This window comes from Pseudomonas linyingensis (assembly GCF_900109175.1).
Lineage (GTDB): Bacteria > Pseudomonadota > Gammaproteobacteria > Pseudomonadales > Pseudomonadaceae > Geopseudomonas > Geopseudomonas linyingensis.
The window spans coordinates 41,954-68,123 of the sequence record NZ_FNZE01000002.1 but is presented as its reverse complement, the minus strand read 5'-3'; the positions used below and the strand labels follow the sequence as shown (position 1 = coordinate 68,123).

The window sequence follows — 26,170 nt, the reverse complement described above, 5'->3', positions numbered from 1 at the left end:
CCCCACCGACAGCTCGTCGCCGCCGCCCGCCCAGCGGTGCAATTTACGCCCAAGAATCCCCCCGCCCCCGGCGCTGTTCTCTATAATTCGCCGACTTTCACCCAGAATGGATGCTCGATCGTGCGCCGGCTTCGGATTGCCATGACCCTGGTCGCCAGCGCGCTGTTGGCGCTGCCCCTCGCCCTGCTGAGCCAGCTGGACAACGCCTCCGGCCTGGCGGCGTGGCTGCCGGCGACCCTCGACAACCGCCTGCTGCTCGGCATGCAGTTCGGCGTGCTGCTGATGCTGCTGGTCTACCACCTGATGCGTTTCGCCTACGGCCAGGACCGCCAGAATCTGGTGCAGGCCGGGCTGTGCGCCCTGCCGCCGCTGCTCGGCCTGAGCGGTGTGTGGCCGGCGCTGCCGGCGGACGTCAACGCGCTGCTGCTGACCACCGGCCTGATCGGCCTGTTCCTCTACAGCCTGCTGCTCAGAGAACGGCAGCGCGCGCTGATCCACGCCCGCGCCAGCGCCAGCCGCGCCGAAGCCGCCAGCCGCGCCGAGCAGGCCGGCAAGGCCAAGTTCCTGGCACGCATCAGCCACGAGATCCGCACGCCGATGAACGGCGTGCTGGGCATGACCGAGCTGCTGCTCGGCACGCCGCTGTCGGCCAAGCAGCGCGACTACGTGCAGACCATCCACAGCTCGGGCAACGAGCTGCTGCTGCTGATCAACGAGATCCTCGACATCTCCGCCCTGGAGTCCGGGGAGATCGAGCTGGACGACGTGCAGTTCGACCTGCACGCACTGATCGAGGAGAGTCTCGACATCTTCCGCGCCCGTGCCGAGCAGCTGGGTGTCGAGCTGATCGGCTTCATCCAGCCGCAGGTGCCGCGCACCATCAGCGGCGACCCCGGCCGCCTGCGCCAGACCCTGCTCAACCTGCTGGACAACGCCTTCAAGCAGACCGACGAGGGCGAGGTGCTGCTGGTCGCCGCCCTGGAGCGCGACAACACGCCGCCGCGCCTGCGCATCGCCGTGCAGGACAGCGGCCGGCCGCTGAGCAGCGCGGAACGCGACATGCTGCTCAGCCGCCAGCTGCACAGCCGCGACTACCTCGACGAGAACCACCCCGACGGCTACCTCGGCCTGATCATCAGCCGCCAGCTGGTCGAGCTGATGCGCGGCGAGTTCGGCATCGAGATCGGCAACCAGCAGGGCTCGACGCTGTGGCTCAGCCTGCCGCTGGACCCGGCCAGCCTGCAGCAGGCGGCCCTCGATCCCGACCTGCAGCTGCGCGAGGCGCGCGTGCTGGTGGTCGACGACAACGAGACCTGCCGCAAGGTGCTGATCCAGCAGTGCAGCAGCTGGGGACTGCAGGTCAGCAGTGCCGCCTCCGGCACCGAGGCGCTGGCCCTGCTGCGCACCAAGGCCAACCTGCGCGAATACTTCGATGCGGTGCTGCTCGACTACGACATGCCGGGCATGAACGGCCTGCAGCTGGCGGCACGGATCAAGGCCGATCCCTACATCAACCACGACCTGCTGCTGGTGATGCTCGGCGGCCAGAGCCAGGCGCCGAGCAAGCTGGTGGCGCGCAACGCCGGGATCAGCCGCATCCTCGCCAAGCCGGTGGCCGGCTACACCCTCAAGGCCACCCTCGCCGAGGAGCTCGGTCGCCAGCGCCGCGGCCTCACCACCCCGGGCAGCCAGCGCCAGCTGCCGGCGCTGCAGGTGCCGGCCGACTTCCGCGTGTTGGTCGCCGAGGACAACAGCATCTCGACCAAGGTGATCCAGGGGATGCTCGGCAAACTCGATCTGATCCCCGACCTGGTCAGCAACGGCCGCGATGCGCTGCGCGCCATGCAGAACCGCCACTACGACCTGGTGCTGATGGACTGCGAGATGCCAGTACTCGACGGCTTCGCCGCCACCGAGCAGCTGCGCGCCTGGGAGGCCGCCCGCCAGCAGCCACGTACGCCGGTGGTGGCGCTGACCGCGCACATCCTCGGCGAGCACCGCGAGCGCGCCCTCGAGGCCGGCATGGACGGCCACGTGGCCAAGCCGGTGGAGCTGTCGCAGCTGCGCGAGCTGATCGAGCACTGGATCGCCTACAAGGAACAGCAGCAGGACGCGCGCCGCATCCCGTCAGCCTGAACGGCTCAGTGACCGGCCAGCAGCATCCACAATGGCAGGCTGACCACCGCCAGCACGGTGGAGAGGAACACCTCGGAGCCGAGGGTGCGGTTGTCCTCGGGGCTGGTGGCGAAGGCCAGCACGTTGACCCCGGTCGGACAGGCGGCCATCAGCAACAGCACGCCGCGCGCCGCCTCGTTGAGGCCGAGCAGGCCGCTGAACCACCAGACCAGCGCCGGAAAGGCCAGCAGCTTGATCGCGCTGAGGGCGAACACCGCCGTCGACGGATGGAAGCGATAGCGGCTCAGGCCCATGCCCAGCACCATCAACGCGCAGGGCAGCGCCGCGGCGGCCAGCCAGTCGGCCACCTTCCACACCGCCGCCGGCAGCGGCAGGTCGAGGCCGTTGACCAGCGCGCCGAGCAGCAGGCCGTTGATCACCGGGTTGAACAGGCTCTTCAGCAGGCCGCGCAGGTCGACGCGGCTGCCGTCGCCCTGGCCCAGCGCCACGTACAGCGACTGCAGGGAAAACAGCGTGAGGCTGTGGAACACCAGCACGGCGAACAGGTAGACCAGCTGGTCCGCGCCGAGCAGGGTGGTCACCAGCGGGATGCCGATCAGCACGTTGTTCGAGTAGCTGGCAGTCAGACCCAGCGGGCTGGCCGCACCGCGCTGGCGATGGACCCACAGGTTGACCAGCACGAACACCGCCAGCACCGGCACGAAGTAGGCCAGCAGCAGGCTCGGCGCCAGGCCCTCGCCGAGATCGGCGCGGGCTATGCCGGTGAACAGCAGGGTCGGCATGAACAGCTTGAAGGTCATGGTCGACAGCCCGGCCACCGCCTCGGCGGCGAGCCAGCCGCGCCAGGACAGCAGGTAGCCGAGGGCGACCAGCAAAAAGATCGGCACAATGGCCTGGAGGGCGATCATCGGCAGCAGACTCCTTGAGCGGCCAAGAGCAGGGAACCGCTGACGGAGGTGTGCCCAGCGGGCGTACAGCATACGTCGCCCGGGAAGTCGTCGCGAGGCCCGGGATAGAGCCCGCGGCGGGGGACGGGTCAGTCGACCAGCAGCAGGCTGCCGCGCATCAGCGGGGCATGGCCGGGGAAGGAGCAGAAGAACTGGTACTGCTCGCCGTCCTCGAGCAGGCTCACCGGGAAGGTCACCGAGTCCGACTCGCCGCCGCCGAGCAGCCGGGTGCTGGCGATCACCCGTGCATCGCCGGGGCGCACGAAGCTGTGGCCGAGGCCGCCGAACAGGCCGGCGTTGGCCACCGCCTGCTGCTCGCGGGCGCGCACCAGGACCCAGTTGTGACCCATGCGGGTGTGCTCCAGACGACCGACATGGTGCAGCTTGACGGTGAACTCCGCGCAGCTGCGACTCACCTTGATCACCTCGGTGTTGAAGGTGATGCGGTCGCTGGCCTCGATATCGACACTGCAGGTCGCCGCCCACAGCGACGGGGTGAACAGCACCAGCAGGCCGGCGGCTAGGGTTTTACGGGTCACGAAAGCGGGCTCCTCGATGAACACATCGACACCCCCAGCAGACCCTCATGCCGCCAGGCAAGTTCCTTGCCAGCGGTCGGCTATCTTAGTGATTGAGGGATTCAAGCGGCCGCCGCCCGCCCGGCGGCAGACAATGGCCGCATCCACCCGGAGGAAACGCCCATGAGCATCCACGACCTCATCGACAGCCTGCTGGTCGCCTACGCCTGCTGCGTCTGCGGAGCCTGCGCCGACTGAGCGCCCGCGCTGCCGCGCAGGTCGAGCGGATCGACCAGCCCGGCGGCGCAGGCCATGCCGACCAGATCGGCCAGGCGCTCGGCCTGCATGCGCTTCATCACCCGCGCCCGGTACAGGTCGACGGTCTTCACGCTGATCTCCAGCTGCTCGGCGATCTCGCGGCTGGTATAGCCCTGCACCAGCGGCAGCAGCACGTCGCGCTCGCGCGGGGTCAGGCTGTCCAGCCGCGCACGCAGGGCAGCCGGGCCGCCCTGGCGACTGTGGCGTTCGGCCTGGCGGCGCAGCGCCTGTTGCACGCTGTCGAGCAGCAGCTGCTCGTTGCACGGCTTCTCGATGAAGTCGCAGGCCCCCGACTTGAACGCGCGCACCACGATGGGCACGTCGGCATGCCCGCTGACGAAGATCACCGGCAGGTCGATGCCGCGCGCCCGTAGCTCCTCCTGCACGTTGAGGCCGCCCATGCCGGGCATGCGCACGTCGAGCAGCACGCAGGCCGCCACGCTGGGGTCGCAGGCGTCGAGAAAGGCCCGCCCGCTGGTGAACGGCAGGGCCTTGAGGCCGACCGACTCGAGCAGCCAGACCGTCGAATCGAGCAGGCCCTGGTCGTCATCGACCACATACACCACTTGTTCCTTCACCGGCGTCATTCCTCATTGCTGTTGTTGTAGGGGTTCGGCCGCCTCGCCGCGCGCCGCCACCGGCAGGCGACAGACCAGGCACAGCCCGCCGGGCTGGCGGCGGGCCAGCAGCTCGCCGCCGAAGCCCTCGACGATCGAACGGCTCATCGACAGGCCGAGACCCAGACCGTCGGCCTTGCTGGTGTAGAAGGGGGTGAAGATGTGCGCCAGCGCTTCCTCGCTCACCCCCGGCCCTTGGTCCTCGACGCTGATGCTCAGCTGCTGGCCGTCCGCCTCCAGGGCGGCCTGCAGGCGGATCGTCGAGGCCGCGTGCGGATGCGCCTCGCGGTTGGCGTCGATGGCGTTGCGCAGCAGATTGAGCAGCACCTGTTCGAGCAGCACGCGGTCGACGTACACCGGCGGCAGATTGTCCGGCAGAACTTCGACGATCGCCACCCGGCTGTTGCCCGCCTCCCAGGCGCACAGGCGCACCGCCTCGCGCGCCAGCGCCGCGGCATCCAGCGCCTGCAGGCGGCGCGGCTCCTTGCGCAGAAAGGCGCGCAGGCGGCGGATCACCTCGGCGGCGTGGTTGGCGTGCGCGGTGATGCGCTCCAGGCCCTGGGCCACCCGGCTCGCCGCCTGCGGATCGTCCGCCACCTGCTGCAGGTAGCGCTGGCTGGCGCTGGCGTAGTTGACCACCGCGGCCAGCGGCTGGTTGATCTCGTGGGCGATCCCCGAGGCCAGCTCGCCGAGGGTGACCAGCCGCGCGGTGTGCGCCAGCTCGTCCTGGTGGTGGCGCATCTGCGTCTCGCGCAGCTCGCGCTCGGTCATGTCGCGGGCCACCAGCGAGAAGTAGCCGGCCTCGCCGGCGCTGGCGTGGGCCAGCAGCACCAGCGACACCGGCAGCGAATCCGCACCGCCAGGCGGATGCAGGCGCATGTCGCTCTCCCACACGCCACTGCGTTCGGCACAGGGCAGGCCGCTGTCGAGCAGGCGGTGCAGGTCGCCGGCATCCAGCAGCGCCGCCAGCGGCGGGGCGTCCTGCCCCTCGTCCAGACCGAGGGTGCGCCGCGCCGACTGGTTGAGGTAGGTGATGGCGCCGCTGCGGTCGATGAACAGCACCAGATCGGTGGTCGCCTCGATCACCTCGGCCAGGCGCCGGCGCACCTCCTCGCCCTGCACCCGCGCGGTGATGTCGCGCGACACGCTGACGATCTCCACCACCGCACCGGTATAGGTCTCGCGGATCGCCCGGCTGGCGGTCTCGAACCAGCGGTAGCTGCCGTCGCGGTGGCGCAGGCGGTAGCTCAGGGTGTGGTAGCCGTGCTGCTCGAGCACCTCGCGCGCCTCGCGCATCAGTGGCAGGTCGTCGGGGTGCAGCAGCGGCTTGAGGTCGCTGCCGCGCAGCTGCTCCGGCCAGTAGCCGAGCAGGGTCCAGGAGGCCGGCGAAGCATCGAGGAAGCGCCCGCCCGGGGTATGCCGGGAGATCAGGTCGGTGGTGTTCTCGGTGATCAGTCGGTACAGGCGACTGGCGCGCGCCGCCTCGCGCTCGCTGCGGATCTGCTCGCTGGCATCGCGGCCGCGCGCCAGCACGCGGCCGCTGGCCGGTTCCGGGACGAACTGCCAGAGCAGAATGCGCCCGGCCACCTCCACGCTCACCGGACCGATCGCCCGGCGCTGCTGCAGGCAGGCGTGCAGCAGCGGCGTGTGGTTGACCGGCAGCAGCGCGCCGGCCCCGGCCACGCCGCAGTCCTGCTGCAACTGCAGGGCGGCCCGGTTGCGATCGAGCAGGCGGCCATCGCCATCCAGCAGCAGGCTCGGCTCGCCATCGGCGTCGAGCAGCGGCGACGGGCGCAGCTGCTGGCGCGCCAGCAGCAGGACGGCGCCGAGCAGCTGGGCCAGCCAGCCGGCCAGTCCGCTGCCCGGCTCCTCCAGCTCCAGCAGCAACAGCCCCGGCTCGCCGGGCGTCAGCTCGAGGGCCAGCGCCACACCCTGGCGGATACCGGCCCGACGCAGGCGCCCGGCCAGCCAGCAGGGCAGCCGGCGCAGTTCGGCGAGGCCCAGTTCGCCACGAGCCGTCAGTTGCGCGTGCAGCTCGGCGTCGCTGGCGGTGAGCGGATCGCCCTGCCCCGGCGGCAGGCGCTCGACGCTGCCCAGCTCGGCATAGGTGCCGGCCGCCGCCTGCCAGACCAGGTAGTAGGCCTGGATCACCTCCGGCCGGCTGCGGGTCAGGCGCAGCAGGGCATCGGCCAGCTCGTGGCGACCGACGCCCTCGCCGGCCAGACGCACCAATTCCTGCAGCTCCTGCCCGACGGCTGCACGCCCCGCGCCGCTCTGTTTCGCGCTCTTGGCCACCTGCGTCGCTCCTTTATAGTATTTCTACCATATCAATATAGTCAAAAACCTATACACATTTCCATTTTCACCAGCTATGCTCGGGACAAGTCGCCACAGGAACGAGGCGGCACGTTCGTCGCCGCACCCGTGGCCGCCACGAGCGAAAAAGACAAAGAGCTAACAATCAGCCAGCGGATACTTCCATGTCGATATACGAGCAGGGCCTCGCGCCCGCCCCCGTGAACCATGTCGCCCTCTCGCCGCTCAGCTTCATCGAGCGCACCGCGAGCATCTACCCCCACTACCCCGCGGTGATCCACGGCGCCGTCCGCCGCACCTGGGCCGAAACCTACCAGCGCTGCCGGCGCCTGGCCTCCGCCCTGGCCGGTCGCGGCATCGGCCGCGGCGACACCGTGGCGGTGATGCTGCCGAACATCCCGGCCATGCTCGAGGCGCATTTCGGCGTGCCGATGATCGGCGCGGTGCTCAATCCCCTCAACGTGCGCCTGGACGCCGAGGCCATCGCCTTCATGCTCCAGCACGGCGAGGCCAAGGTACTGATCACCGACCGCGAGTTCCATGCGGTGATCCACGCCGCCATTGGCATGCTCGACCACCCGCCGCTGGTGATCGACGTCGACGATCCCGAATACGGCGAGGGCGAGGCGGTCAGCGACCTCGACTACGAGGCCTTCCTCGCCGAGGGCGACCCCGAGTTCGCCTGGCAGTGGCCGCAGGACGAGTGGGACGCCATCAGTCTCAACTACACCTCCGGTACCACCGGAAATCCCAAGGGCGTCGTCTACCATCACCGCGGCGCCTACCTCAACGCCATGGGCAACCAGATGACCTGGGCGATGGGCAACCACCCCGTCTACCTGTGGACCCTGCCGATGTTCCACTGCAACGGCTGGTGCTACCCGTGGACCATCACCGCGCTGGCCGGCGTGCACGTGTTCCTGCGCCGGGTCGACCCGCAGAAGATCCTCACCCTGATCCGCGAGCACCGCGTCAGCCACCTGTGCGGCGCCCCCATCGTACTCAACGCGCTGGTCAACATGCCCGACTCCGCCAAGGCCGCCATCGACCATCCGGTCAACGCCATGGTCGCCGGCGCGGCGCCGCCGGCCAAGGTGATCGGTGCGGTGGAGGAAATGGGCATCAAGGTCACCCACGTCTACGGCCTCACCGAAGTCTACGGCCCGGTCACCGTGTGCGCCTGGCACGCCGAATGGGACGCCCTGCCGCTCGACGAGCGGGCACGCATCAAGGCCCGCCAGGGCGTGCGCTACCCGACCCTGGAAGGGGTGATGGTCGGCGATCCGAAGACCCTCGAGCCGGTGCCGCGCGACGGCGAGACCCTCGGCGAGATCTTCATGCGCGGCAACACGGTGATGAAGGGCTACCTGAAGAACCCCACCGCCACTGCCGAGGCCTTCGAGGGCGGCTGGTTCCACACCGGCGACCTCGCCGTGTGCCACCCGGACGGCTACGTGGAGATCAAGGATCGCCTCAAGGACATCATCATCTCCGGCGGCGAGAACATCTCCACCATCGAGGTGGAGGGCGTGCTGTATCGCCACCCGGCGGTGCTGGAAGCCGCTGTGGTGGCCCGCCCGGACGAGAAGTGGGGCGAGACGCCGTGTGCCTTCGTCACCCTCAAGCAGGGCCACGACTCCAGCCAGGCCGAGATCGTCGCCTTCTGCCGCGAGCACCTGGCGCACTTCAAGGTTCCGAAGACCGTGGTGTTCGACGTCCTGCCGAAGACCTCCACCGGCAAGATCCAGAAGTACGTGCTGCGCGACTGGGCCAAGGCACTGTAGCCGCCCCGCCCACCTTTCCGTTTCCAACAACAACAAACCGGCCGCGCCCCGCGCGCGGCCCGGGAGGCATTCATGCAACTGTACAACCGCAAGGATGGCGACGAACAACCGTACTGGCCGCTCGGCCCGTTCAAGGTGCGTCTGCCGTTCGTCCACTACCGCTGGGAAACCGCGGAGATGCTCCAGGCGCTGATCATGTTCGTGGTCAGCCTGGCGATGATCCCGCTGCTGGAGAAATACCTCGGCCTGCCCTACGACGTGGCGCTGGCCTACGTGGTGGTCTGCGGCGTCGGTTTCATGCTGCCGGCGCTGCTCGGCGTGCCGCTGGTCCCCGGCTGGATCACCCCGGGCATCCCGGTGGTGCTGCTGTTCCTCGGCCAGTTCAAGCCCGGCCCGGAAGCCATCCAGGCGCTGTTCGCCCTGCAGTTTCTGGTGTTCCTCATCTTCCTGGTGCTCGGCCTCACCCGCCTGGGCAGCGTGATGGTGCGCCTGGTGCCCAACTCGATGAAGGGCGGCATCATCATCGGTGCCGGCATCGCCGCGCTGATGGGCGAGATCTCCAGCGGCGGACGGCTGGCCAACACGCCGATCTCGCTGGTGCTGGGCAGCCTGATCTGCCTGTACCTGATGTTCTCGGTGTCGTTCAAGGGCCTCACCGAGCGGGTGCCCTTCGCCCGCAAGATCGTCAACTACGGCATGGTGCCGGGGATGATCGTGGCCATCTTCGCCGGCATCGCCGTCGGCGAGTACAAGATGCCCGACGTGCGTTTCGGCATCACCGCGCCGGCTTTCGGCGAGCTGTGGAACTACCTGCCGTTCAACGTCGGCTTCCCGGACGCCAAGGTGTTCATGCTCGCCGTGCCCACCGCGGTGATCGCCTATATCATCGCCTTCGGCGACATCATCGTCGGCCAGTCGCTGATGCAGCGCGCCGACGAACTGCGCACCGACGAGCAGATCGAGAACAACGTCGACCGCATCCACCTGGTCACCGCCCTGCGCAACGGCCTGCACGCCTTCTTCGCTCCCTACCCGGGCCTGGCCGGACCGCTGTGGACCGCGGTGGCGGCGACCATGGCCGAGCGCTACAAGTACGGCCGCCATGCCATGGACTCGATCTACAGCGGCGCCGGCACCTTCTGGATCACCGGCTTCATCGCCCTGTTCATCCTGCCGCTGGTCAGCTTCTTCCAGCCGGTGCTGCCGATCGCCCTGTCGCTGACCCTAGTGCTCACCGGCTACATCTGCCTGATGGTCGGCTTCGAGCAGCTCAACAACAACACCGAGCGCGGCGTCGCCGGCACCATGGGCGTGGTCCTCGCCGTGTACGGCGCCGGCTGGGGCCTGGCGGCCGGCGCGGCGCTGTACATCCTGGTCGAGCGCACCCACCTGCTGCGCTTCACCTCGGTGAAGAGCAAGCCGGCCGTACCGGCCGAAAGCGACTGATCCCCTGGCGCTGCGCCGCTTCGCCGCGCAGCGCCTTTTCCCCACGATTCCGGCGCAGCCCTGCTGCGCCTTCGCCGTCACGAGGTAATCCATGGCCGCCTTCAATGCTCCCCTGCGCGACATGCGCTTCGTCCTCCATGAAGTCTTCCAGGCCCCGGACCTGTGGGCGCGCCTGCCGGCGCTGGCCGACACGGTCGATGCCGACACCGCCGACGCCATCCTCGAGGAAGCCGCCAAGGTCACCGGCCAACTGCTCGCCCCGCTCAACCGCAGCGGCGACGAGGAAGGCGCGCGCTTCGACAACGGCCAGGTCAGCACCCCGACCGGCTTCGGCACCGCCTACGCCACCTATATCGAAGGCGGCTGGGTCGGCCTGGCCGGCAACCCGGTCTACGGCGGCCTGGGCATGCCCAAGATGCTCGCCGTGCAGTTCGAGGAAATGCTCTACGCCGCCAACTCCAGCTTCAGCCTGTACTCCGCGCTGACCGCAGGCGCCTGCCTGGCCATCGACGCCCACGCCAGCGAGGAGCTCAAGCAGACCTACCTGCCGCGCCTGTACAGCGGCGAGTGGGCCGGCACCATGTGTCTGACCGAAGCCCAGGCCGGCAGCGACCTCGGCCTGCTGCGCACCCGCGCCGAACCGCAGGGTGACGGCAGCTACGCGATCAGCGGCAGCAAGATCTTCATCACCGGCGGCGAGCAGGACCTCACCGCCAACATCGTCCACCTGGTGCTGGCCCGCCTCCCCGACGCGCCGGCCGGCTCGCGCGGCATCTCGCTGTTCCTGGTGCCCAAGTTCCTGGTCAACGCCGACGGCTCGCTCGGCGCGCGCAACCCGGTCAACTGCGGCTCCATCGAACACAAGATGGGCATCAAGGCCTCGGCCACCTGCGTGATGAACTTCGACGGCGCCACCGGCTACCTGGTCGGCGAGCCCAACCGCGGCCTGGCGGCGATGTTCACCATGATGAACTACGAGCGCCTGTCGATCGGCATCCAGGGCATCGGCTGCGCCGAGGCCTCCTACCAGAGCGCCGTGGAATACGCCCGCGAGCGCCTGCAGGGGCGTGCTCCGGGCGGCCCGCTGGCAGCGGAGAAGAGCGCCGACCCGATCATCGCCCACCCCGACGTACGGCGCATGCTGCTGACCATGAAGGCGCTGACCGAGGGTGGCCGTGCCTTCGCCACCTGGGTCGGCCAGCAGCTCGACCTGGCCAAGTTCAGCGACAACATCGACGAGCGCAACAACGCCGACGCGCTGATCGCCCTGCTCACCCCGGTGGCCAAGGCGTTCTTCACCGACACCGGTCTGGAAAGCTGCATCCACGGCCAGCAGGTGTTCGGCGGCCACGGCTACATCCGCGAATGGGGCCAGGAGCAGCTGGTGCGCGACGTGCGCATCGCGCAGATCTACGAAGGCACCAACGGCATCCAGGCCCTCGACCTGCTCGGCCGCAAGGTGCTGGGCAACGAGCGCGCCAGCCTGCGCCTGTTCGCCGCCGAAATCCGCGCCTTCGTCGACAGCCCGGCCGGAGTCGCCCAGCCATTCGCCAGCGAACTGCTCGCCGCGCTGGAGCGCCTGGAAAGCGTCAGCGCCTGGCTGGCGGGCGAGGCCGCACGCGACCCGGCGCAGGTCGGCGCCGCCGCGGTCGACTACCTGCACCTGTTCGGCTACGTCGCCTACGCCTTCATGTGGGCGCGCATGGCCGCGGTGGCCACAGAGCGACGCGCCAGCGACGAGACCTTCTATGCCGCCAAGCTGGCCACCGCGCAGTTCTACTTCCGCAAGCTGCTGCCGCGCATCCACAGCCTAGAAGCCGGCATCCGCGCCGGCAGCGAGCCTTTGTACGGCCTGACGACCGAGCAGTTCTGAAACCGCTTTGAGCGTTTTGCGCGGCGTGCTCCCCCGCCGCCGCGTCTTTTTATTCCGTGTGGCAGACTGAGCGCCTGCCCACACCCGGCACCGACAACAACAAGAGAGTCCCGCCCATGCGCACCCTGACCACCCTGCTCGGCAACAGCCAGAAACTCGACGGCGGCGCCATGTTCGGCAACGCGCCGCGCGCCCTGTGGGAGCGCTGGATGCCGGCCGACGCCCTGCACCGCATCGATCTGGGCTGCCGCGCCCTGCTGGTGCGCGAGGACGAGCGCAACATCTTGGTCGAGGCCGGCATCGGCGCCTTCTTCAGTCCCGAGCTGAAGGAGCGCTTCGGCGTGCAGGAAAGCCGCCACGTGCTGCTCGACAACCTCGCCGCCCAGGGCCTGTGCGACGCCGACATTGACGTGGTGGTGCTCACCCACCTGCACTTCGACCACGCCGGCGGCCTGCTTGCGCCCTGGGCCGAGGGTCAGCCGCCGCGCCTGCTGTTCCCCCACGCCCGCTTCGTCACCGGCCGCCGCCAGTGGCAACGCGCCTGCCAGCCGCACGCCCGCGACCGCGCCTCGTACATCCCCGAGCTGCTCGAACTGCTCGAAGCCAGCGGCCGTCTGGAGCTGCTCGACGACGGCCAGAGTTCGCCGACCCTCGGCGCCGACTGGCGTTTCCACGTCAGCGACGGCCACACCCCCGGCCAGCTGCTCCCCGAGGTGCAGATGCCCGGCGGCCCGGTGGTGTTCGCCGGCGACCTGATCCCCGGCGCGCCCTGGGTGCACCTGCCGATCACCATGGGCTACGACCGCTTCCCGGAAGGCCTGATCGAGGAGAAGACCGCGCTGCTGGAGGATCTGCTGGCGCGCAATGGCCGGCTGGTGTTCACCCACGACCCCAGGGTGGCGATGGGCCGGGTGAGCCGCGATGGCAAGGGGAAGTTCGGGTTGAGCGAGAGTTGCGCTGCGGTGGTGGGCTTGGCGGAGTGACCCGCCCAGCTACACGGCCGCCTGCTTTGCAGAGGCATTCTGCAGACAACAAAAAACCCGCCGAAGCGGGTTTTTTAGACCATGCCAACATCCTGTCGGCTGCACTCCGTGCAATGGTCGGTCATCCGTGAACTTGGCTTCATCCTAGGCGGCAATTGTTGCGCGCATGTTAAGGCGCACAGAACGCCACGCCGATCACCCAAGCCCCCACGCCCTTGGCCGCCGTCACTCAATTCCCGCCAACCACCTGCAACCCCAGCCCCAGCTCCGCGGCAATCGACAGCGGCAGCAGCAGGGTATCCAGCAGCGCACTGGCCGGCAGGTCGAAGCCGGGATATTTGGGCGCTTCGGCGCCGAAGCGATCCAGCGGGCAACAGCCGCCGTTGAGTGCGTACCAGTCCAGGCGGGTGCCGGAATAGATCAGCGGCGCGCCGGGCTTGGCGGCGTCGAGAGTGCGTACGCTGGCGCAGCCACCGAGCAGCAGCAGCGCCAGCAGCAGGGCGGCGAGGCGGCGCATCTCAGTCCTCGCTGACCCGATGGTGCTCGCCCCAGCGCGGCAGCATGTCCTGGGGGATGTTCAGCAGGTTGAGGATGCGCGCCACCACGAAGTCGACCAGGTCGTCGATGGTCTGCGGCTGGTGGTAGAAGCCCGGCGAGGCAGGCAGGATCACCGCGCCGAGGTTGGACAGCTTGAGCATGTTCTCCAGGTGGATGCTGGAGAACGGCGCCTCGCGCGGCACCAGGATCAGCTGGCGGCGCTCCTTGAGGGCGACGTCGGCGGCGCGCTCGATCAGGTTGTTGCAGGCCCCGCTGGCGATCGCCGACAGCGAGCCGGTCGAGCACGGCACCACCACCATCGCCGCCGGGGCGCTGGAGCCGGAGGCCGGCGGCGCCATCCAGTCGTCCTGGCCGAACACCCGCACCTGGCCCGGCGCGGCGCCGGTGTACTCGGTGAGGAACGCCTGCATCGCCCGCGGCTTGGCCGGCAGGGCGACGTCGGTCTCGGTGGCCATCACCAGCTGCGCCGCCTTGGAGATCAGGAAGTGCACCTCGCGCTCCTCCTGCACCAGGCAGTCGAGCAGGCGCAGGCCGTACTGCGAGCCGGACGCGCCGGTCATGGCCAGGGTGATACGTTCCGGTCCGCTCATCGCCATTTCTCCTTACTCGGCCAGCGCCTTGGCCAGCTTGCCGTGCAGGCCGCCGAAGCCACCGTTGCTCATGATCACCACCTGGGTGCCGGGGGTCGCGCTGGCCTTGACCGCGGCGATGATCGCCTCCAGCGAGTCGCACACCGCGCTTGGCACCGTCGCTCCGGCCACGCTGGCGGCCAGGTCCCAGCCGAGATTCGGCGGCGCGTACCAGATCGCCTGGTCGGCCAGGTTCACCGCAGCGGCCAGGCCGTCGCGGTGGGCGCCGAGCTTCATCGAGTTGGAACGCGGCTCGATCACCGCGATGATCGGCGCGCTGCCGACGCGCTTGCGCAGGCCGTCGAGGGTGGTGGCGATGGCCGTCGGGTGGTGGGCGAAGTCGTCGTAGACGGTCACGCCGTTGACCTCGGCGACCTTCTCCATGCGCCGCTTGACGCTCTTGAAGCTGCTCAGCGCGGCGCAGCCCTGCGCCGGCAGCACGCCGACATGCCGCGCCGCCGCCAGGGTGGCCAGCGCGTTGGCGACGTTGTGCTGGCCGGTCAGCTCCCACTCGACGGTGCCCTGCTCCGCGCCGTCGAACAGCACGGCGAAGCGCGAGCCGTCTTCGCTGAGCAGCCGGGCCTGCCACTGGCCGCCGTCGCCGGTGGTCTGCACCGGGGTCCAGCAGCCCATCTCCAGCACCCGCGCCAGCGCTTCCTCGCCGGCCGGGCGGATGATCAGGCCCTGGCTGGGGATGGTCCGCACCAGGTGGTGGAACTGCCGCTCGATGGCCGCCAGATCCGGGAAGATGTCCGCGTGGTCGAATTCCAGGTTGTTGAGGATGGCGGTGCGCGGACGGTAGTGAACGAACTTGCTGCGCTTGTCGAAGAAGGCGCTGTCGTACTCGTCGGCCTCGACCACGAAGAACGGTGTGCCGCCCAGGCGCGCGGACACCGCGAAATTCTGCGGCACGCCGCCGATCAAAAAGCCCGGGCTCATGCCGGCGTCTTCCAATACCCAGGCCAGCATGCTGCTGGTGGTGGTCTTGCCGTGGGTGCCGGCCACCGCCAGCACCCAGCGGCCCTGCAGCACGTGGTCGGCCAGCCACTGCGGGCCGCTGACGTAGGGCAGGCCGGCGTTGAGTACGTGCTCCACCGCCGGGTTGCCGCGCGACAGGGCGTTGCCGATCACCACCAGGTCCGGCGCCGGCTCCAGCTGCGCCGGGTCGTAGCCCTGGGTCAGCTCGATGCCCTGGGCCTCGAGCTGGGTGCTCATCGGCGGATAGACGTTGGCGTCGGAGCCGGTGACGCGGTGGCCGAGTTCCTTGGCCAGCACCGCCAGCGAGCCCATGAAGGTGCCGCAGATGCCGAGAATGTGGATATGCATGGATGACCTCGAATACGGGCGGCGCGGCCCGGAAAACTGTCGCGCAGGTTAGCACAGGCCCCCATGGACAACAGGCAGAGGGCAACAATTCCGGGCGCCGGCCGCTTGCCCCCGGAGGACAGGCGAGCCACCCTTGGCACAAACCCGCAACGGACACGAGGACATCCCGATGGCGGCACGCCCGCAGCGCTGGCGCCGCATCCTGTCATGGACGGCGCTCGGCCTGCTGCTCGCCCTGCTGGCGGCGGCCGGCTACGGCTGGCAACAGTGGCAAAGGCTGCAGCAGGAGCAGGGCATCGTCCGCCTCGACTGGCAGGGCCTCGTACTGTCGCGCCACGGCCTGCAGTTGCAGCGCCTGGAGCTGGAGCAACTGGCCGCCGACGGCCGTCGCCTGCAGCTCGGCGCCGACGCCCTGCAGCTCGATTGGCGGCTGAGTCGCGCCGAGCCCTACCTGCAACGCCTTGCCGTGCAGCAGCTGCAACTCGACTGGCAGGCGCCGGCCACCCCGACCGGCCAGCCCAGCCGCCTGCCCAGTAGCGACGAGCTGGCCAGCCTGCTCGCCTGGCTGCCGCGCCAGCTGAGCATCGAGCGCATCGCCGCCAGCCTGCCCTGCCCCGATGGCCGCTGCCGGCTGGAAGGCCATTTGCAGCTGCAGCAACCCGGCGCCGCGCTGCTGCCAACCAGCCTGCGCCTGGAGCTGCAGGAAGCCCAACACCACGTCATCCTCACCGGCGACCTGAGCGGCGCGCTGGACGATGCCCGCCTGCAGCTGGCGCTGGACCTCGACGGCCAGCCGCACCTCGCCCTCGACGCCCGGCTCAGCGCTGCCGAACAGCACCGCACCCTGCAGGGAGCGTTGCAGCTGCCGGCGCGACCGCCGGTGCCCTGGCTGCACGACTGGCTGGCCCAGTGGCTGGGCGCCGCCACCGCGCCGCTCTGGCAAGTACCGGATGCGCTGCAGCTCGATGCCAAGTGGACGCTGCGCCTGCCCATCTCCTGGCAGCCGCAGAATGGCCTGCCGTCACGGATCGAGCTCGACCACGCCCGCCTGCAGGCCCGCCTGCCGCGCCTGCGTACCGACGATCTCGACCTGCGCCAGCCGAGCGCCGACCTGCGCCTCAGCGGCCGGTGGCAAGCGCAGGAGATGCTGCTGACCTTCGCCGAGGACTCGCAGATCACCGTCCAGCGCCTGGACAGCCTGGCCGCCGGCCTGCGCCTCGACGACCTGCGCGCCGGCCTCGCCGGCCTGCAGCTGAAGCATGCAGCGGCCGGCACGCCGCAACTGGCTGGCCCGTTCACCCTGTACACCGCCCGCCTGCAGCAGCCACAGCTGTCGCCCCAGGGCTGGCGCTGGCAGGGGCGCCTCGACGCCACTGCGCAGACCACCCGCCTCGACGGCAGCCTGGGCAACGACGCCGGTCTCGCGCTCGACCTGCAGCTGCGGCGCCCGGCCAGCGGCGCCGTGAATCTCCAGGGCACGCTGAGCGAGATCGCCCTGGCCACCGGCAACCCGCTGGCGAAAACCCTGCGCGACTGGCCGGCGCTGCTGGAGCTGACCGGCGGGCGACTGCAGGGCAACGGCACACTGCAGCTGGCCGCCGGCAGCGGCACGCCCAGCGCCGATCTGCAGCTGCAGCTGCAACAGGTCGGCGGCATCTACGACCGCAGCGAGCTGAGCGGCCTGGACGCCCGCCTGACGGCGCGGCTGCGCGGCCAGCGTCTGGAGCTGCAGCTGCCCGAGCTGCGCCTGGCCAGCCTCAACCCCGGCGTGCCGCTCGGCCCGCTGCAGTTGCGCGCCGACTACCAGGCCGCACTGGCGCAGCCGCTCGCCGGCCGCCTGCAGCTGTGGCAGGCCGACAGTGGCCTGCTCGGCGGCCAGTTGCACGTCGCGCCGATCCGCCTCGAGCTGGCGCGCCGACCGCTGCAACTGCCCGTACAGGTACGCGGCCTGGAACTGGCCAAACTGCTCGCGGTCTACCCCGCAGAAGGGCTGTCCGGCAGCGGCACGCTCGACGGCCAGCTGCCGCTGCGCATCGACCGCAACGGCCTGAGCATCGACAACGGCCAGTTGCAGGCCCGCCCGCCGGGCGGGGTCTTGCAGTTTCGTTCCGAGCGCATCCGCGCCTTCGGGCAGAGCAACCCGGCCCTGCGCCTGGCCGTCACCGCTCTCGAGGATTTTCAGTACGATCAGCTGCACAGCCAGGTCAGCTATGATCCACAGGGCAAGCTGCTGCTGGTCCTGCGCCTGCAGGGCCGCAACCCGGCGCTGGAAGGCGGCCGGCCGGTGAACTTCACCATCACCCTGGAAGAGAACGTCCCGGCCCTGCTGACCAGCCTGCAGCTGTCCGGACGGGTCAACGAAGCCATCCAGCGCCGCGTGCAGCAACGCCTGCAACCGCGCCACTGACACGGGAGACCGCAAGCATGTGCCTGCGCAATATCGGCTCCGCCCTGCTGCTCGGCCTGCTGCTCGGCGCCTGTACCCCCACGGTGCAGCTGGCCGCGCCCAAGGAGCCGATCAACATCAACCTGAACGTGAAGATCGAGCACGAGATCTACATCAAGGTCGACAAGGAGCTGGACAACATTCTCGACGAATCCAGCGGCCTGTTCTGAGGAGCCCGACATGACCTTCCCGCCCCGCATCACCGCACTGCTGCTTGGCCTGTGTCTGAGCCTGCCGGCGCTGGCTCTCGACCTGTCCGGCGCGATGACCGCACTGCCCGCCGCCAAGCTGGCCGGCCAGCTCGGCGAGCAGACCGACGGCTATCTCGGCGTGGTTCAGCCCGACGGCCAGGCCACCGAGATCGCCCGCCTGATCAACCAGGCCCGTCGCGCCGAATACCAGCGGCTGGCCACCCAGAACGGCATCCAGCTGCGCGACGTCGAGGCCCTGGCCGGCAAGAAGGCAGTGGAGAAGACCGCGCCCGGCCAGTTCATCCGCATCGACGGCCAGTGGCGGCGCAAGTAATCGCCCTGCCACCGGCATCCTGCGCGCCCCTCGCCCGGCAACGGACGAGGGGCGCAATCCTGCGAGCCATCCCCTGAGCGCCCCGGTCGACCGCGCCGGGGCGGCGTTGGCGTACAATCGGCCATCGTCTCCGCCGCTCACTGGGAATGTCCGCCGTGTTCTTCCGCAACTGGCGCCGCCGTCGTCTGCTCGCCCGCCATCCCCTCGATCCGCAGCTGTGGGCCGCGGTGTGCGCCGGGCTGCCGATCCTCGCCGGCCTGGACGACGCCGAGCACCAGCGCCTTGGCGAGCTGTGCCTGCTGTTTCTCCACGACAAGCACCTGAGCGCCCTGCCCGGCGTCGAGCTGGACGATCCCGCGCGCCTGCGCCTGGCCGCCCAGGCCTGCCTGCCGCTGCTGCACCTACCGGATCTCGACTGGTACCAGGGCTTCCACCAGCTGCTGCTGTATCCCGAGGACTTCGTCAGCCCGCAGCGCCACCGCGACGAGGCCGGGATCGAGCACGTCTGGGACGACGAGCGCAGCGGCGAGGCCTGGCAGCAGGGCCCGGTGATCCTCGCCTGGCCGGGGGTGCAGGCCAGCGGCACGCTGGACGGCTACAACCTGGTGATCCACGAGCTGGCCCACAAGCTGGACATGCTCAACGGCGACGCCAACGGCCTGCCGCCGCTGCATGCCGACATGCGCCTGAGCGACTGGACCCAGGCCATGCAGGTGGCCTTCGATGCCCTCAACGCCGAGCTGGACGGCGACCCCGACGCCGAGACCGCCATCGATCCCTACGCCGCCGAGAGCCCGGGCGAGTTCTTCGCCGTCGCCAGCGAATACTTCTTCAGCGCCCCGGACCTGCTGCACGCCGCCTTTCCCGCGGTGTACGCGCAGCTGCAGGCGTTCTACCGCCAGAACCCGCTACCCCGCCTCGCCCCGCTGACCGCCGCACTGCCGGCGGCCGCGCACTGAGCGGCTGCGACAACGTGGCGCATCGGCACGAATGCGCCTATAATCCGCGCCAAATTTTGGCCCTGACCCTTTGGAGTCACCCATGAGCTACAGCAAGATCCCGGCTGGCAAAGACCTGCCGAACGATATCTACGTCGCCATCGAGATCCCGGCCAACCACGCGCCGATCAAGTACGAGATCGATCACGATACCGACTGCCTGTTCGTCGACCGTTTCATGGCCACCCCGATGTTCTACCCGGCCAACTACGGCTTCATCCCGCACACCCTGGCCGACGACGGCGACCCCCTCGACGTGCTGGTGGTCACCCCCTACCCGGTGGCCCCGGGTTCGGTGATCCGCGCCCGTCCGGTCGGTGTGCTGAACATGAGCGACGAGGCCGGCGGCGACGCCAAGCTGGTCGCCGTACCGCACGACAAGCTGACCGTCCTGTACAAGGACGTGCAGGAATACACCGACCTGCCGGCTCTGCTGATCGAGCAGATCAAGCACTTCTTCGAGAACTACAAGGATCTCGAGAAGGGCAAGTGGGTGAAGGTCGAAGGCTGGGGCGGCGCCGAAGAAGCCCGTCAACTGATTCTCAAGGCGGTTGCGGCTTACCAGAAGTAAGTCGAACCCGCTACGGAAAGCCCGCCCACAAGGCGGGCTTTTTTATGCCTGCAGGTTTTAACCGGGATTTTCCTGAGTGGGCCTTTCCGCTAATGTGGCACGCCTCTTCGCAGGACCTGTCTGCCCATGCCCCTTCTCCAGCTGCCCGGCCTGTTCGCCCTGCTCGCCTTCCTGGCGCTGGCGTTCGGCATTTTCCTCGGCCTGCGCCACCGGCAGCGCAGCAAGCGCCGACTGAGCAGCCTTGCCGCCGTGGCCGACGCCTTTGCCGCCGGCAACAACCTGGTGCGCGCCGAGATCGGCGGCGGCGACGCCATCGGCCAGCTGGCCCAGCACCTCAACCACATGATCGGCCAGCTCGAGGACGAGCGCCGCGCCCTGCGCGACAGCGAGCAGCAGCTGCGCAGCCTGATCAACGCCGCGCCGGTGGGCATGCTGGTGATCGACCCGCAGGGGCGCATCGACTCGGCCAACCCGGCCGCCGCGCAGATCTTCGACTGCCCTTCGCATCAGCTGTGCACGCAGAGCGCCGACGACCTGCTGCTCGGCCAGGATGCCTGGGCCCGCCTGCTCGCCCAGCCCAACTGCAACCTCGAATTCGCCGCCCGGCGCGGCACCGGCAGCTTCCCGCTGGAAGCCTCGTGCACGCCCTTCCTGCGCAGCGGCCAGGCGCTGCAGCTGCTGCTGGTGCGCGACATCGGCGACCGCAAGGCCGCCGAGAATCGCCTGCACTATCTCGCCCACTTCGACCCGCTGACCGGGATCGCCAACCGCACCCATCTGCTCGCCCGTCTCGAACTCGGCCTGCAGTGCGGCGAAGCGCAGTCTTTGCTGTTCATCGACCTCGACCATTTCAAGCGGATCAACGACACCCTCGGCCACGAGATCGGCGACCAGCTGCTGCGCGGCGTGGCCGAGCGCCTGCGCAAGTGTGTGCCGCCCGGCGCCCTGCTCGCCCGCCTCGGCGGCGACGAGTTCATCGTGCTGCTCAGCGCGGAGCTGGCCGGGCAGGCCGACGCCGTGGCCGAACAACTGCTGCAGGCCTTCCGCCAGCCGTTCCATGTGCGCCAGTACGAGCTGTTCACCACGCCGAGCATCGGCATCGCCCAGCATGCGCACGGCCCGGCCAGCGCTTCCCAACTGCTCAAGGCTGCCGACCTCGCCCTCTACCAGGCCAAGAACCGCGGCCGCAACCGCCTCGCCCACTTCGATCACCGTCTGGCCGACGACGCCGAACAGCGCCGGCAGCTCGAGGCGGAGCTGCGCAGCGCCCTGGCCCGCGACGAATTCGAGCTGTACTACCAGCCGCAGATCGACCGCGATGGCCGGCAGCGCACCTTCGAGGCCCTGCTGCGCTGGCACTCGCCACGCCGCGGGCTGGTCGGCTCGGCCGAGTTCATGCCGGTGCTGGAGGAAACCGGGCTGATCCTCGAGGCCACCCGCTGGGTGTTCCGTCAGGCCTGCCGCCAGCAACGCCAGTGGCAGGCGGAGGGGCGCGACTGGGGCATCGCGATCAACCTGTCGCCGCTGGACTTCCGCCAGAGCGACCTCGCCGGCACGCTGCTGGCGATCCTCGCCGAGGAACAGCCGCAGGCCCGGCGCCTGGAGCTGGAGATCACCGAAAGCACCCTGCTGGATGCCGACCAGCAGGTGCTCGACACCCTGCATGCGCTGAAGCAGGCCGGCCTGACCCTGTTCCTCGACGACTTTGGCACCGGCTACGCCTCGCTGACTTACCTGCAGTTCTTCCCCTTCGACGGGGTGAAGATCGACCGCCAGTTCGTCACCGGCCTGCCCGACTGCCGCGAGTCGGTGGCGCTGGTGCGCGGCATCCTGGTAATCGCCGAGCAGCTGGACATGCAGGTGGTCGCCGAAGGCGTGGAAAACCAGCGCCAGGCCGACTTCCTGCGCCGCAACGGCTGCCACCGTCTGCAGGGCTTCCTGTTCGGCCGCCCGCAGTCGGCCGCGGCCTGCATCCGCAACAGCGAAGCCTCCTGCAGCGCCAGCCACGTCAACGCCTGAACCGCACGCTCAGGCAAAGAACACTGCCGCGGCCGGCAAAAGCTCCGTCGCCAGCTGTTAAGCTGGCGCACCAATAGAGTGCAGAGACTTCCCCATGCCCCTCAGCGACCTGCTCCTGCTGCTGCTCGCCGGCTTCGCCGCCGGCGGCATGAACGCCCTGGCCGGCGGCGGCACCTTCTTCTCCTTCCCGGCATTGCTGGCCACCGGCCTGCCGCCGGTCACCGCCAACGCCACCAACGCCGTGGCCCTGTGGCCGGCCAGCATCGCCGGCGCCTGGGCCGCGCGCAGCTCGCTGCGCCCGCTGGGCGGCTACCTGCTGCCGCTGCTGGCGGCCGGCCTGGCCGGTGGCCTGGGTGGCGGCCTGCTGCTGCTGGCCGGCGGCGACGAGGTGTTCCGCGTGCTGATTCCCTGGCTGCTGCTGGCCGCCACCGCGCTGTTCGCCGCCAGCCCGTGGCTCAGCCGCCTGCTCGCCGCACGCCGCCGCGAGGTAACCGAGGTGCCGCCGCATGCCCCGCTGTCGCTCGGCGCCCACGCGCTGGTCTCGGTGTACGGCGGCTACTTCGGCGCCGGCATGGGCATCCTGCAGCTGGCCGCCTTTGCCATCGAGGGCCATGCCCTGGCGCGCGCCAACGCCCTGAAGAACCTGATCTCGGCGGTGATCTACAGCGTCGCCAGCCTGACCTTCATCATCGCCGGGCGGGTCAGCTGGAGCGAGCTGCTGATCCTGCTGGCCGGCGCTAGCCTCGGCGGCTACGTCGGCGGCGCGCTCGGCCAGCGCCTGCCGGCCCGCTGGCTGCGCATGCTGGTGATCGCGGTGGGCAGCGGCATGACCCTGTACTACTTCTGGGCGACCTACGGGCGCTGAGCCGCGAGCCGCCGGTCGTTTGCCCGCCGGGCGCGGCTCTGCTAGTGTCGCGCCCGTTTTCCGCCGCCCGAGACCGCCGCCATGGCCCGCAAGAAAGCCGCCCCCGACTTCGAACAGTCGCTGACCGAACTGCAGACGCTGGTCGAGCGCCTGGAAAGTGGTGAACTGTCCCTCGAGGACTCGCTGGCCGCCTTCGAGCAGGGCATCCGCCTGACCCGCGAATGCCAGGGCGCGCTCAGCCAGGCCGAGCAGAAGGTGCAGATCCTCCTCGGCGAGAGCGGCGAGACCGCCCCCTTCGACCCGGAGGGAGAAGCGCAATGAGTCTCCAGCAGTACCAGGCCCGCTGCCAGGCGCGTGTCGATGCCGCGCTGGAAACCCTGTTCGTCGCCCCGCAGCCCGAACTCGTCCGTCTCTACCAGGCCATGCGCTACAGCGTGATCAACGGCGGCAAGCGCGTGCGCCCGCTGCTCGCCTACGCCGCCTGCGAAGCCCTCGGCGGCGCGGCCGAGCAGGCCAACGGCGCCGCCTGCGCGGTAGAGCTGATCCACGCCTACTCGCTGGTCCACGACGACCTGCCGGCGATGGACGACGACGACCTGCGCCGCGGCCAGCCGACCACCCACATCGCCTTCGACGAGGCCTGCGCCATCCTCGCCGGCGACGCCCTGCAGGCGCTGGCCTTCGAGGTCCTCTGCGATGCCAGGCTGTCACCGCTGGACGCCGACACCCGGCTGAGCATGCTCGCCAGTCTGGCCCACGCCGCCGGCCCCGCCGGCATGGCCGGTGGCCAGGCCATCGACCTCGGCTCGGTCGGCCGCCAGCTCGACCAGGCCGCGCTGGAAACCATGCACCGCCACAAGACCGGCGCGCTGATCGAGGCCAGCGTGCGCCTCGGTGCCCTGGCCAGCGGCCACAGCGACGCCGCCAGCCTGCAGGCGCTGCAGGACTATGCCCGCGCCATCGGCCTGGCCTTCCAGGTGCAGGACGACATTCTCGACGTGGAAAGCGACACCGCCACCCTCGGCAAGACCCAGGGCAAGGACCAGGCCCACGACAAGCCGACCTACCCGGCCCTGCTCGGCCTCGACGCCGCCAAGGCCTATGCCGGCGAGCTGCGCGACCAGGCGCTGGCCGCCCTCGCCCCCTTCGACCAGCGCGCCGACGCCCTGCGCGAACTGGCCCGCTACATCGTCGCACGCAGTCACTGAACGACGCCCAAGCCCGGGGTGGAAAACGACCGAGGGTCTTTTCCACCCCGCGGCTGACACCCAGCCGGTGCTCGACCTTCGCCCTGCTTGGGCAGGTCCCTCAGCTTCGGGTAAACTCCCGAATCTTTTGTCCGACTGCCGAACCCGTCCGATGCCCAAGACGCTGCACGAGTTTCCCCGCCAGCGGCCCGACACGCCCCTGCTCGACCGCATCGACAGCCCCGCCGCGCTGCGCACCCTCAGCGAAGGCGAGCTGGAGACCCTGGCCGACGAGCTGCGCCAGTACATGCTCTACACCGTGGCACGCACCGGTGGGCATTTCGGCGCCGGTCTTGGCGTGGTCGAGCTGACCATCGCCCTGCACCATGTCTACGACACGCCCCGCGACCGTCTGGTGTGGGACGTCGGCCACCAGGCCTACCCGCACAAGATCCTCACCGGACGCCGCGAGCAGATGGCCACCCTGCGCCAGAAGCACGGCCTGGCCGCCTTCCCGCGCCGCGCGGAGAGCGAGTACGACACCTTCGGCGTCGGTCATTCCAGTACCTCGATCAGCGCCGCGCTGGGCATGGCGCTGGCCAACCGCCTGCAGGGCAACGAGCGGCGTACCGTGGCGGTGATCGGCGACGGCGCACTGACCGCCGGCATGGCCTTCGAGGCGCTCAACCACGCCTCGGAAACCAACGCCGACATGCTGGTGGTGCTCAACGACAACGACATGTCGATCTCCAAGAACGTCGGCGGCCTGTCCAACTACCTGGCCAAGATCCTCTCCAGCCGCACCTACGCCAGCATGCGCGAGGGCAGCAAGAAGATCCTCTCGCGCATCCCCGGCGCCTGGGAAATCGCCCGCCGCACCGAGGAGCACGCCAAGGGCATGCTGGTGCCCGGCACCCTGTTCGAGGAGCTGGGCTGGAACTACATCGGCCCGATCGACGGCCACGACCTGCCGACCCTGATCGGCACCCTGCGCAAGATGCGCGAGCTCAAGGGCCCGCAGTTCCTGCACATCGTCACCAAGAAGGGCAAGGGCTTCGCCCCGGCCGAGGCCGACCCGATCGGCTACCACGCCATCAGCAAGCTCGAGCCGGGTAGCGAACAGGCGCCCAGGAAGGCGGCGGGACCGAAGTACTCGGCGGTGTTCGGCCAGTGGCTGTGCGACTTGGCCGCGCGCGATGAACGGCTGATCGGCATCACCCCGGCGATGAAGGAAGGCTCCGACCTGGTGGCCTTCGCCGAGCGCTTCCCGGAGCGCTACTTCGACGTCGCCATCGCCGAGCAGCACGCAGTGACCCTGGCCGCGGGCCTGGCCTGCGAGGGCGCCAAGCCGGTGGTGGCGATCTACTCCACCTTCCTGCAGCGCGCCTACGACCAGTTGATCCACGACGTGGCGGTGCAGGACCTCGACGTACTGTTCGCCATCGACCGCGCCGGTCTGGTCGGCGAAGACGGCCCGACCCACGCCGGCAGTTTCGACATCTCCTTCCTGCGCTGCATCCCCGGCATGCTGGTGATGACCCCGAGCGACGAGAACGAGCTGCGCCTGCTGCTCTCCACCGGTTACCACTACCGTGGCCCGGCGGCGGTGCGCTACCCGCGCGGCAGCGGTCCCAACGCGCCGATCGATCCGGCGCTGGAAGGCGTGGAGATCGGCAAGGGCGTGGTGCGTCGCCAGGGCCAGCGGGTCGCCCTACTGGTGTTCGGCGTGCAGCTGGCCGAGGCCCTGCAGGTGGCCGAGCGCCTGGACGCCACCGTGGTCGACATGCGCTTCGTCAAGCCGCTGGACGAGACCCTGGTGCGCCAGCTGGCCACCCACCACGAGCTGCTGGTGACCATCGAGGAGAACACCGTGATGGGCGGCGCCGGCTCGGCGGTCGGCGAATTCCTCGCCAGCGAGGCCATCGTCAAGCCGCTGCTGCAGCTTGGCCTGCCCGACTACTACGTCGAGCACGCCAAGCCGAGCGAGATGCTCGCCGAATGCGGCCTGGACGCCGCCGGCATCGAAGCCGCGGTGCGCCAGCGCCTGGCGCTGCTTGAGAAAGATTCAGCTCGAGTCGTCTGAAAGCTGCTTGAGTTTCACCACGCCG

Annotated in this window: 21 protein-coding genes and 1 pseudogene; 15 read left to right on the top strand and 7 right to left on the bottom strand. The window is 69.6% G+C overall.

Annotation, left to right across the window (positions count from 1 at the left end; genetic code table 11):
- Positions 1-351 precede the first annotated feature (351 nt).
- A pseudogene (locus BMZ19_RS02750) lies at positions 352-2,136 on the top strand (response regulator); the annotation flags it as partial.
- A 5-nt stretch (positions 2,137-2,141) separates the two neighbouring features.
- Here the strand turns inward: BMZ19_RS02750 and BMZ19_RS02745 are convergent.
- From BMZ19_RS02745 to BMZ19_RS02730, 4 genes are all read right to left on the bottom strand, one after another.
- Positions 2,142-3,044, bottom strand: a complete 903-nt coding sequence (locus tag BMZ19_RS02745; RefSeq protein ID WP_090306539.1) for an AEC family transporter — start codon at positions 3,042-3,044, stop codon at positions 2,142-2,144.
- A gap of 128 nt (positions 3,045-3,172) precedes the next feature.
- Positions 3,173-3,622, bottom strand: a complete 450-nt coding sequence (azu, locus tag BMZ19_RS02740; protein WP_090307332.1) for an azurin — start codon at positions 3,620-3,622, stop codon at positions 3,173-3,175.
- Between the two features lie 200 nt (positions 3,623-3,822).
- Complete coding sequence (locus tag BMZ19_RS02735; protein ID WP_425287156.1) at positions 3,823-4,497, bottom strand: response regulator transcription factor; 675 nt, start codon at positions 4,495-4,497, stop codon at positions 3,823-3,825.
- A 12-nt stretch (positions 4,498-4,509) separates the two neighbouring features.
- Positions 4,510-6,831 carry a PAS domain-containing sensor histidine kinase gene (locus tag BMZ19_RS02730; RefSeq protein WP_425287155.1) on the bottom strand — a complete coding sequence of 774 codons (2,322 nt, stop codon included), beginning with the start codon at positions 6,829-6,831 and terminating at the stop codon, positions 4,510-4,512.
- 185 nt (positions 6,832-7,016) lie between these two features.
- Here BMZ19_RS02730 and BMZ19_RS02725 point away from each other — a divergent pair, with 185 nt between their 5' ends.
- From BMZ19_RS02725 to BMZ19_RS02710, 4 genes are all read left to right on the top strand, one after another.
- The gene (locus BMZ19_RS02725; RefSeq protein ID WP_090306535.1) at positions 7,017-8,636 is read left to right on the top strand and encodes an acyl-CoA synthetase; all 1,620 of its coding nucleotides are present in this window, start codon (positions 7,017-7,019) and stop codon (positions 8,634-8,636) included.
- Between the two features lie 72 nt (positions 8,637-8,708).
- Positions 8,709-10,082, top strand: a complete 1,374-nt coding sequence (locus BMZ19_RS02720; protein WP_090306532.1) for a solute carrier family 23 protein — start codon at positions 8,709-8,711, stop codon at positions 10,080-10,082.
- A gap of 91 nt (positions 10,083-10,173) precedes the next feature.
- Entirely contained in the window at positions 10,174-11,955 is a 1,782-nt protein-coding gene (locus BMZ19_RS02715; RefSeq protein ID WP_090306529.1) for an acyl-CoA dehydrogenase C-terminal domain-containing protein, read from the top strand.
- Between the two features lie 116 nt (positions 11,956-12,071).
- Positions 12,072-12,938: an MBL fold metallo-hydrolase gene (locus tag BMZ19_RS02710; RefSeq protein ID WP_090306526.1), complete on the top strand. Its 867-nt coding sequence runs from the start codon at positions 12,072-12,074 to the stop codon at positions 12,936-12,938.
- A gap of 229 nt (positions 12,939-13,167) precedes the next feature.
- On the opposite strand, the gene BMZ19_RS02705 is transcribed toward BMZ19_RS02710, so the two are convergent.
- Genes BMZ19_RS02705 through mpl form a run of 3 tightly spaced genes read right to left on the bottom strand, consistent with a single transcriptional unit; the run spans position 13,168 to position 15,451 of the window.
- Complete coding sequence (locus BMZ19_RS02705; protein ID WP_090306523.1) at positions 13,168-13,455, bottom strand: YceK/YidQ family lipoprotein; 288 nt, start codon at positions 13,453-13,455, stop codon at positions 13,168-13,170.
- Position 13,456: 1 nt separating this feature from the next.
- Positions 13,457-14,086: a flavin prenyltransferase UbiX gene (gene ubiX, locus BMZ19_RS02700; protein ID WP_090306520.1), complete on the bottom strand. Its 630-nt coding sequence runs from the start codon at positions 14,084-14,086 to the stop codon at positions 13,457-13,459.
- 12 nt (positions 14,087-14,098) lie between these two features.
- Positions 14,099-15,451, bottom strand: coding sequence for a UDP-N-acetylmuramate:L-alanyl-gamma-D-glutamyl-meso-diaminopimelate ligase (mpl, locus tag BMZ19_RS02695; protein ID WP_090306517.1), 1,353 nt, complete (start codon positions 15,449-15,451; stop codon positions 14,099-14,101).
- 169 nt (positions 15,452-15,620) lie between these two features.
- On the opposite strand from mpl, the gene BMZ19_RS02690 reads away from it, so the two are divergent.
- From BMZ19_RS02690 to dxs, 10 genes are all read left to right on the top strand, one after another.
- A complete protein-coding gene (locus tag BMZ19_RS02690) occupies positions 15,621-17,858 on the top strand; it encodes an intermembrane phospholipid transport YdbH family protein (protein ID WP_090306516.1) in 2,238 nt (745 codons plus the stop codon).
- Between the two features lie 17 nt (positions 17,859-17,875).
- A complete protein-coding gene (locus BMZ19_RS02685) occupies positions 17,876-18,067 on the top strand; it encodes a YnbE family lipoprotein (RefSeq protein WP_090306514.1) in 192 nt (63 codons plus the stop codon).
- Between the two features lie 10 nt (positions 18,068-18,077).
- A complete protein-coding gene (locus BMZ19_RS02680; protein WP_090306511.1) occupies positions 18,078-18,422 on the top strand; it encodes a YdbL family probable chaperone protein in 345 nt (114 codons plus the stop codon).
- A 155-nt stretch (positions 18,423-18,577) separates the two neighbouring features.
- Positions 18,578-19,381 (top strand): M90 family metallopeptidase, encoded by an 804-nt coding sequence (locus BMZ19_RS02675; protein WP_244517086.1) that lies wholly within the window; start codon positions 18,578-18,580, stop codon positions 19,379-19,381.
- 82 nt (positions 19,382-19,463) lie between these two features.
- Positions 19,464-19,991: an inorganic diphosphatase gene (gene ppa / locus BMZ19_RS02670; protein WP_090306505.1), complete on the top strand. Its 528-nt coding sequence runs from the start codon at positions 19,464-19,466 to the stop codon at positions 19,989-19,991.
- 126 nt (positions 19,992-20,117) lie between these two features.
- A complete protein-coding gene (locus tag BMZ19_RS02665; protein WP_090306502.1) occupies positions 20,118-22,010 on the top strand; it encodes a putative bifunctional diguanylate cyclase/phosphodiesterase in 1,893 nt (630 codons plus the stop codon).
- Between the two features lie 94 nt (positions 22,011-22,104).
- Positions 22,105-22,875 (top strand): sulfite exporter TauE/SafE family protein, encoded by a 771-nt coding sequence (locus BMZ19_RS02660; protein ID WP_090306500.1) that lies wholly within the window; start codon positions 22,105-22,107, stop codon positions 22,873-22,875.
- 81 nt (positions 22,876-22,956) lie between these two features.
- Complete coding sequence (locus BMZ19_RS02655; RefSeq protein ID WP_090306497.1) at positions 22,957-23,196, top strand: exodeoxyribonuclease VII small subunit; 240 nt, start codon at positions 22,957-22,959, stop codon at positions 23,194-23,196.
- Positions 23,193-24,083: a (2E,6E)-farnesyl diphosphate synthase gene (gene ispA / locus BMZ19_RS02650; RefSeq protein ID WP_090306495.1), complete on the top strand. Its 891-nt coding sequence runs from the start codon at positions 23,193-23,195 to the stop codon at positions 24,081-24,083. Before BMZ19_RS02655 ends, ispA begins: the two co-directional genes overlap by 4 nt.
- A gap of 151 nt (positions 24,084-24,234) precedes the next feature.
- Positions 24,235-26,145, top strand: a complete 1,911-nt coding sequence (dxs, locus tag BMZ19_RS02645) for a 1-deoxy-D-xylulose-5-phosphate synthase (protein ID WP_090306492.1) — start codon at positions 24,235-24,237, stop codon at positions 26,143-26,145.
- Positions 26,146-26,170 lie beyond the last annotated feature (25 nt).

Coding starts and splice junctions, on each gene's coding strand:
- BMZ19_RS02665 (WP_090306502.1), top strand. CDS start 20,118: ATGCCCCTTCTCCAGCTGCCCGGCCTGTTCGCCCTGCTCGCCTTCCTG.
- BMZ19_RS02685 (WP_090306514.1), top strand. CDS start 17,876: ATGTGCCTGCGCAATATCGGCTCCGCCCTGCTGCTCGGCCTGCTGCTC.
- BMZ19_RS02715 (WP_090306529.1), top strand. CDS start 10,174: ATGGCCGCCTTCAATGCTCCCCTGCGCGACATGCGCTTCGTCCTCCAT.
- BMZ19_RS02720 (WP_090306532.1), top strand. CDS start 8,709: ATGCAACTGTACAACCGCAAGGATGGCGACGAACAACCGTACTGGCCG.
- BMZ19_RS02655 (WP_090306497.1), top strand. CDS start 22,957: ATGGCCCGCAAGAAAGCCGCCCCCGACTTCGAACAGTCGCTGACCGAA.
- BMZ19_RS02745 (WP_090306539.1), bottom strand. CDS start 3,044: ATGATCGCCCTCCAGGCCATTGTGCCGATCTTTTTGCTGGTCGCCCTC.
- BMZ19_RS02680 (WP_090306511.1), top strand. CDS start 18,078: ATGACCTTCCCGCCCCGCATCACCGCACTGCTGCTTGGCCTGTGTCTG.
- BMZ19_RS02660 (WP_090306500.1), top strand. CDS start 22,105: ATGCCCCTCAGCGACCTGCTCCTGCTGCTGCTCGCCGGCTTCGCCGCC.
- ubiX (WP_090306520.1), bottom strand. CDS start 14,086: ATGAGCGGACCGGAACGTATCACCCTGGCCATGACCGGCGCGTCCGGC.
- BMZ19_RS02710 (WP_090306526.1), top strand. CDS start 12,072: ATGCGCACCCTGACCACCCTGCTCGGCAACAGCCAGAAACTCGACGGC.
- BMZ19_RS02725 (WP_090306535.1), top strand. CDS start 7,017: ATGTCGATATACGAGCAGGGCCTCGCGCCCGCCCCCGTGAACCATGTC.
- ppa (WP_090306505.1), top strand. CDS start 19,464: ATGAGCTACAGCAAGATCCCGGCTGGCAAAGACCTGCCGAACGATATC.
- dxs (WP_090306492.1), top strand. CDS start 24,235: ATGCCCAAGACGCTGCACGAGTTTCCCCGCCAGCGGCCCGACACGCCC.
- ispA (WP_090306495.1), top strand. CDS start 23,193: ATGAGTCTCCAGCAGTACCAGGCCCGCTGCCAGGCGCGTGTCGATGCC.
- BMZ19_RS02690 (WP_090306516.1), top strand. CDS start 15,621: ATGGCGGCACGCCCGCAGCGCTGGCGCCGCATCCTGTCATGGACGGCG.
- BMZ19_RS02705 (WP_090306523.1), bottom strand. CDS start 13,455: ATGCGCCGCCTCGCCGCCCTGCTGCTGGCGCTGCTGCTGCTCGGTGGC.
- mpl (WP_090306517.1), bottom strand. CDS start 15,451: ATGCATATCCACATTCTCGGCATCTGCGGCACCTTCATGGGCTCGCTG.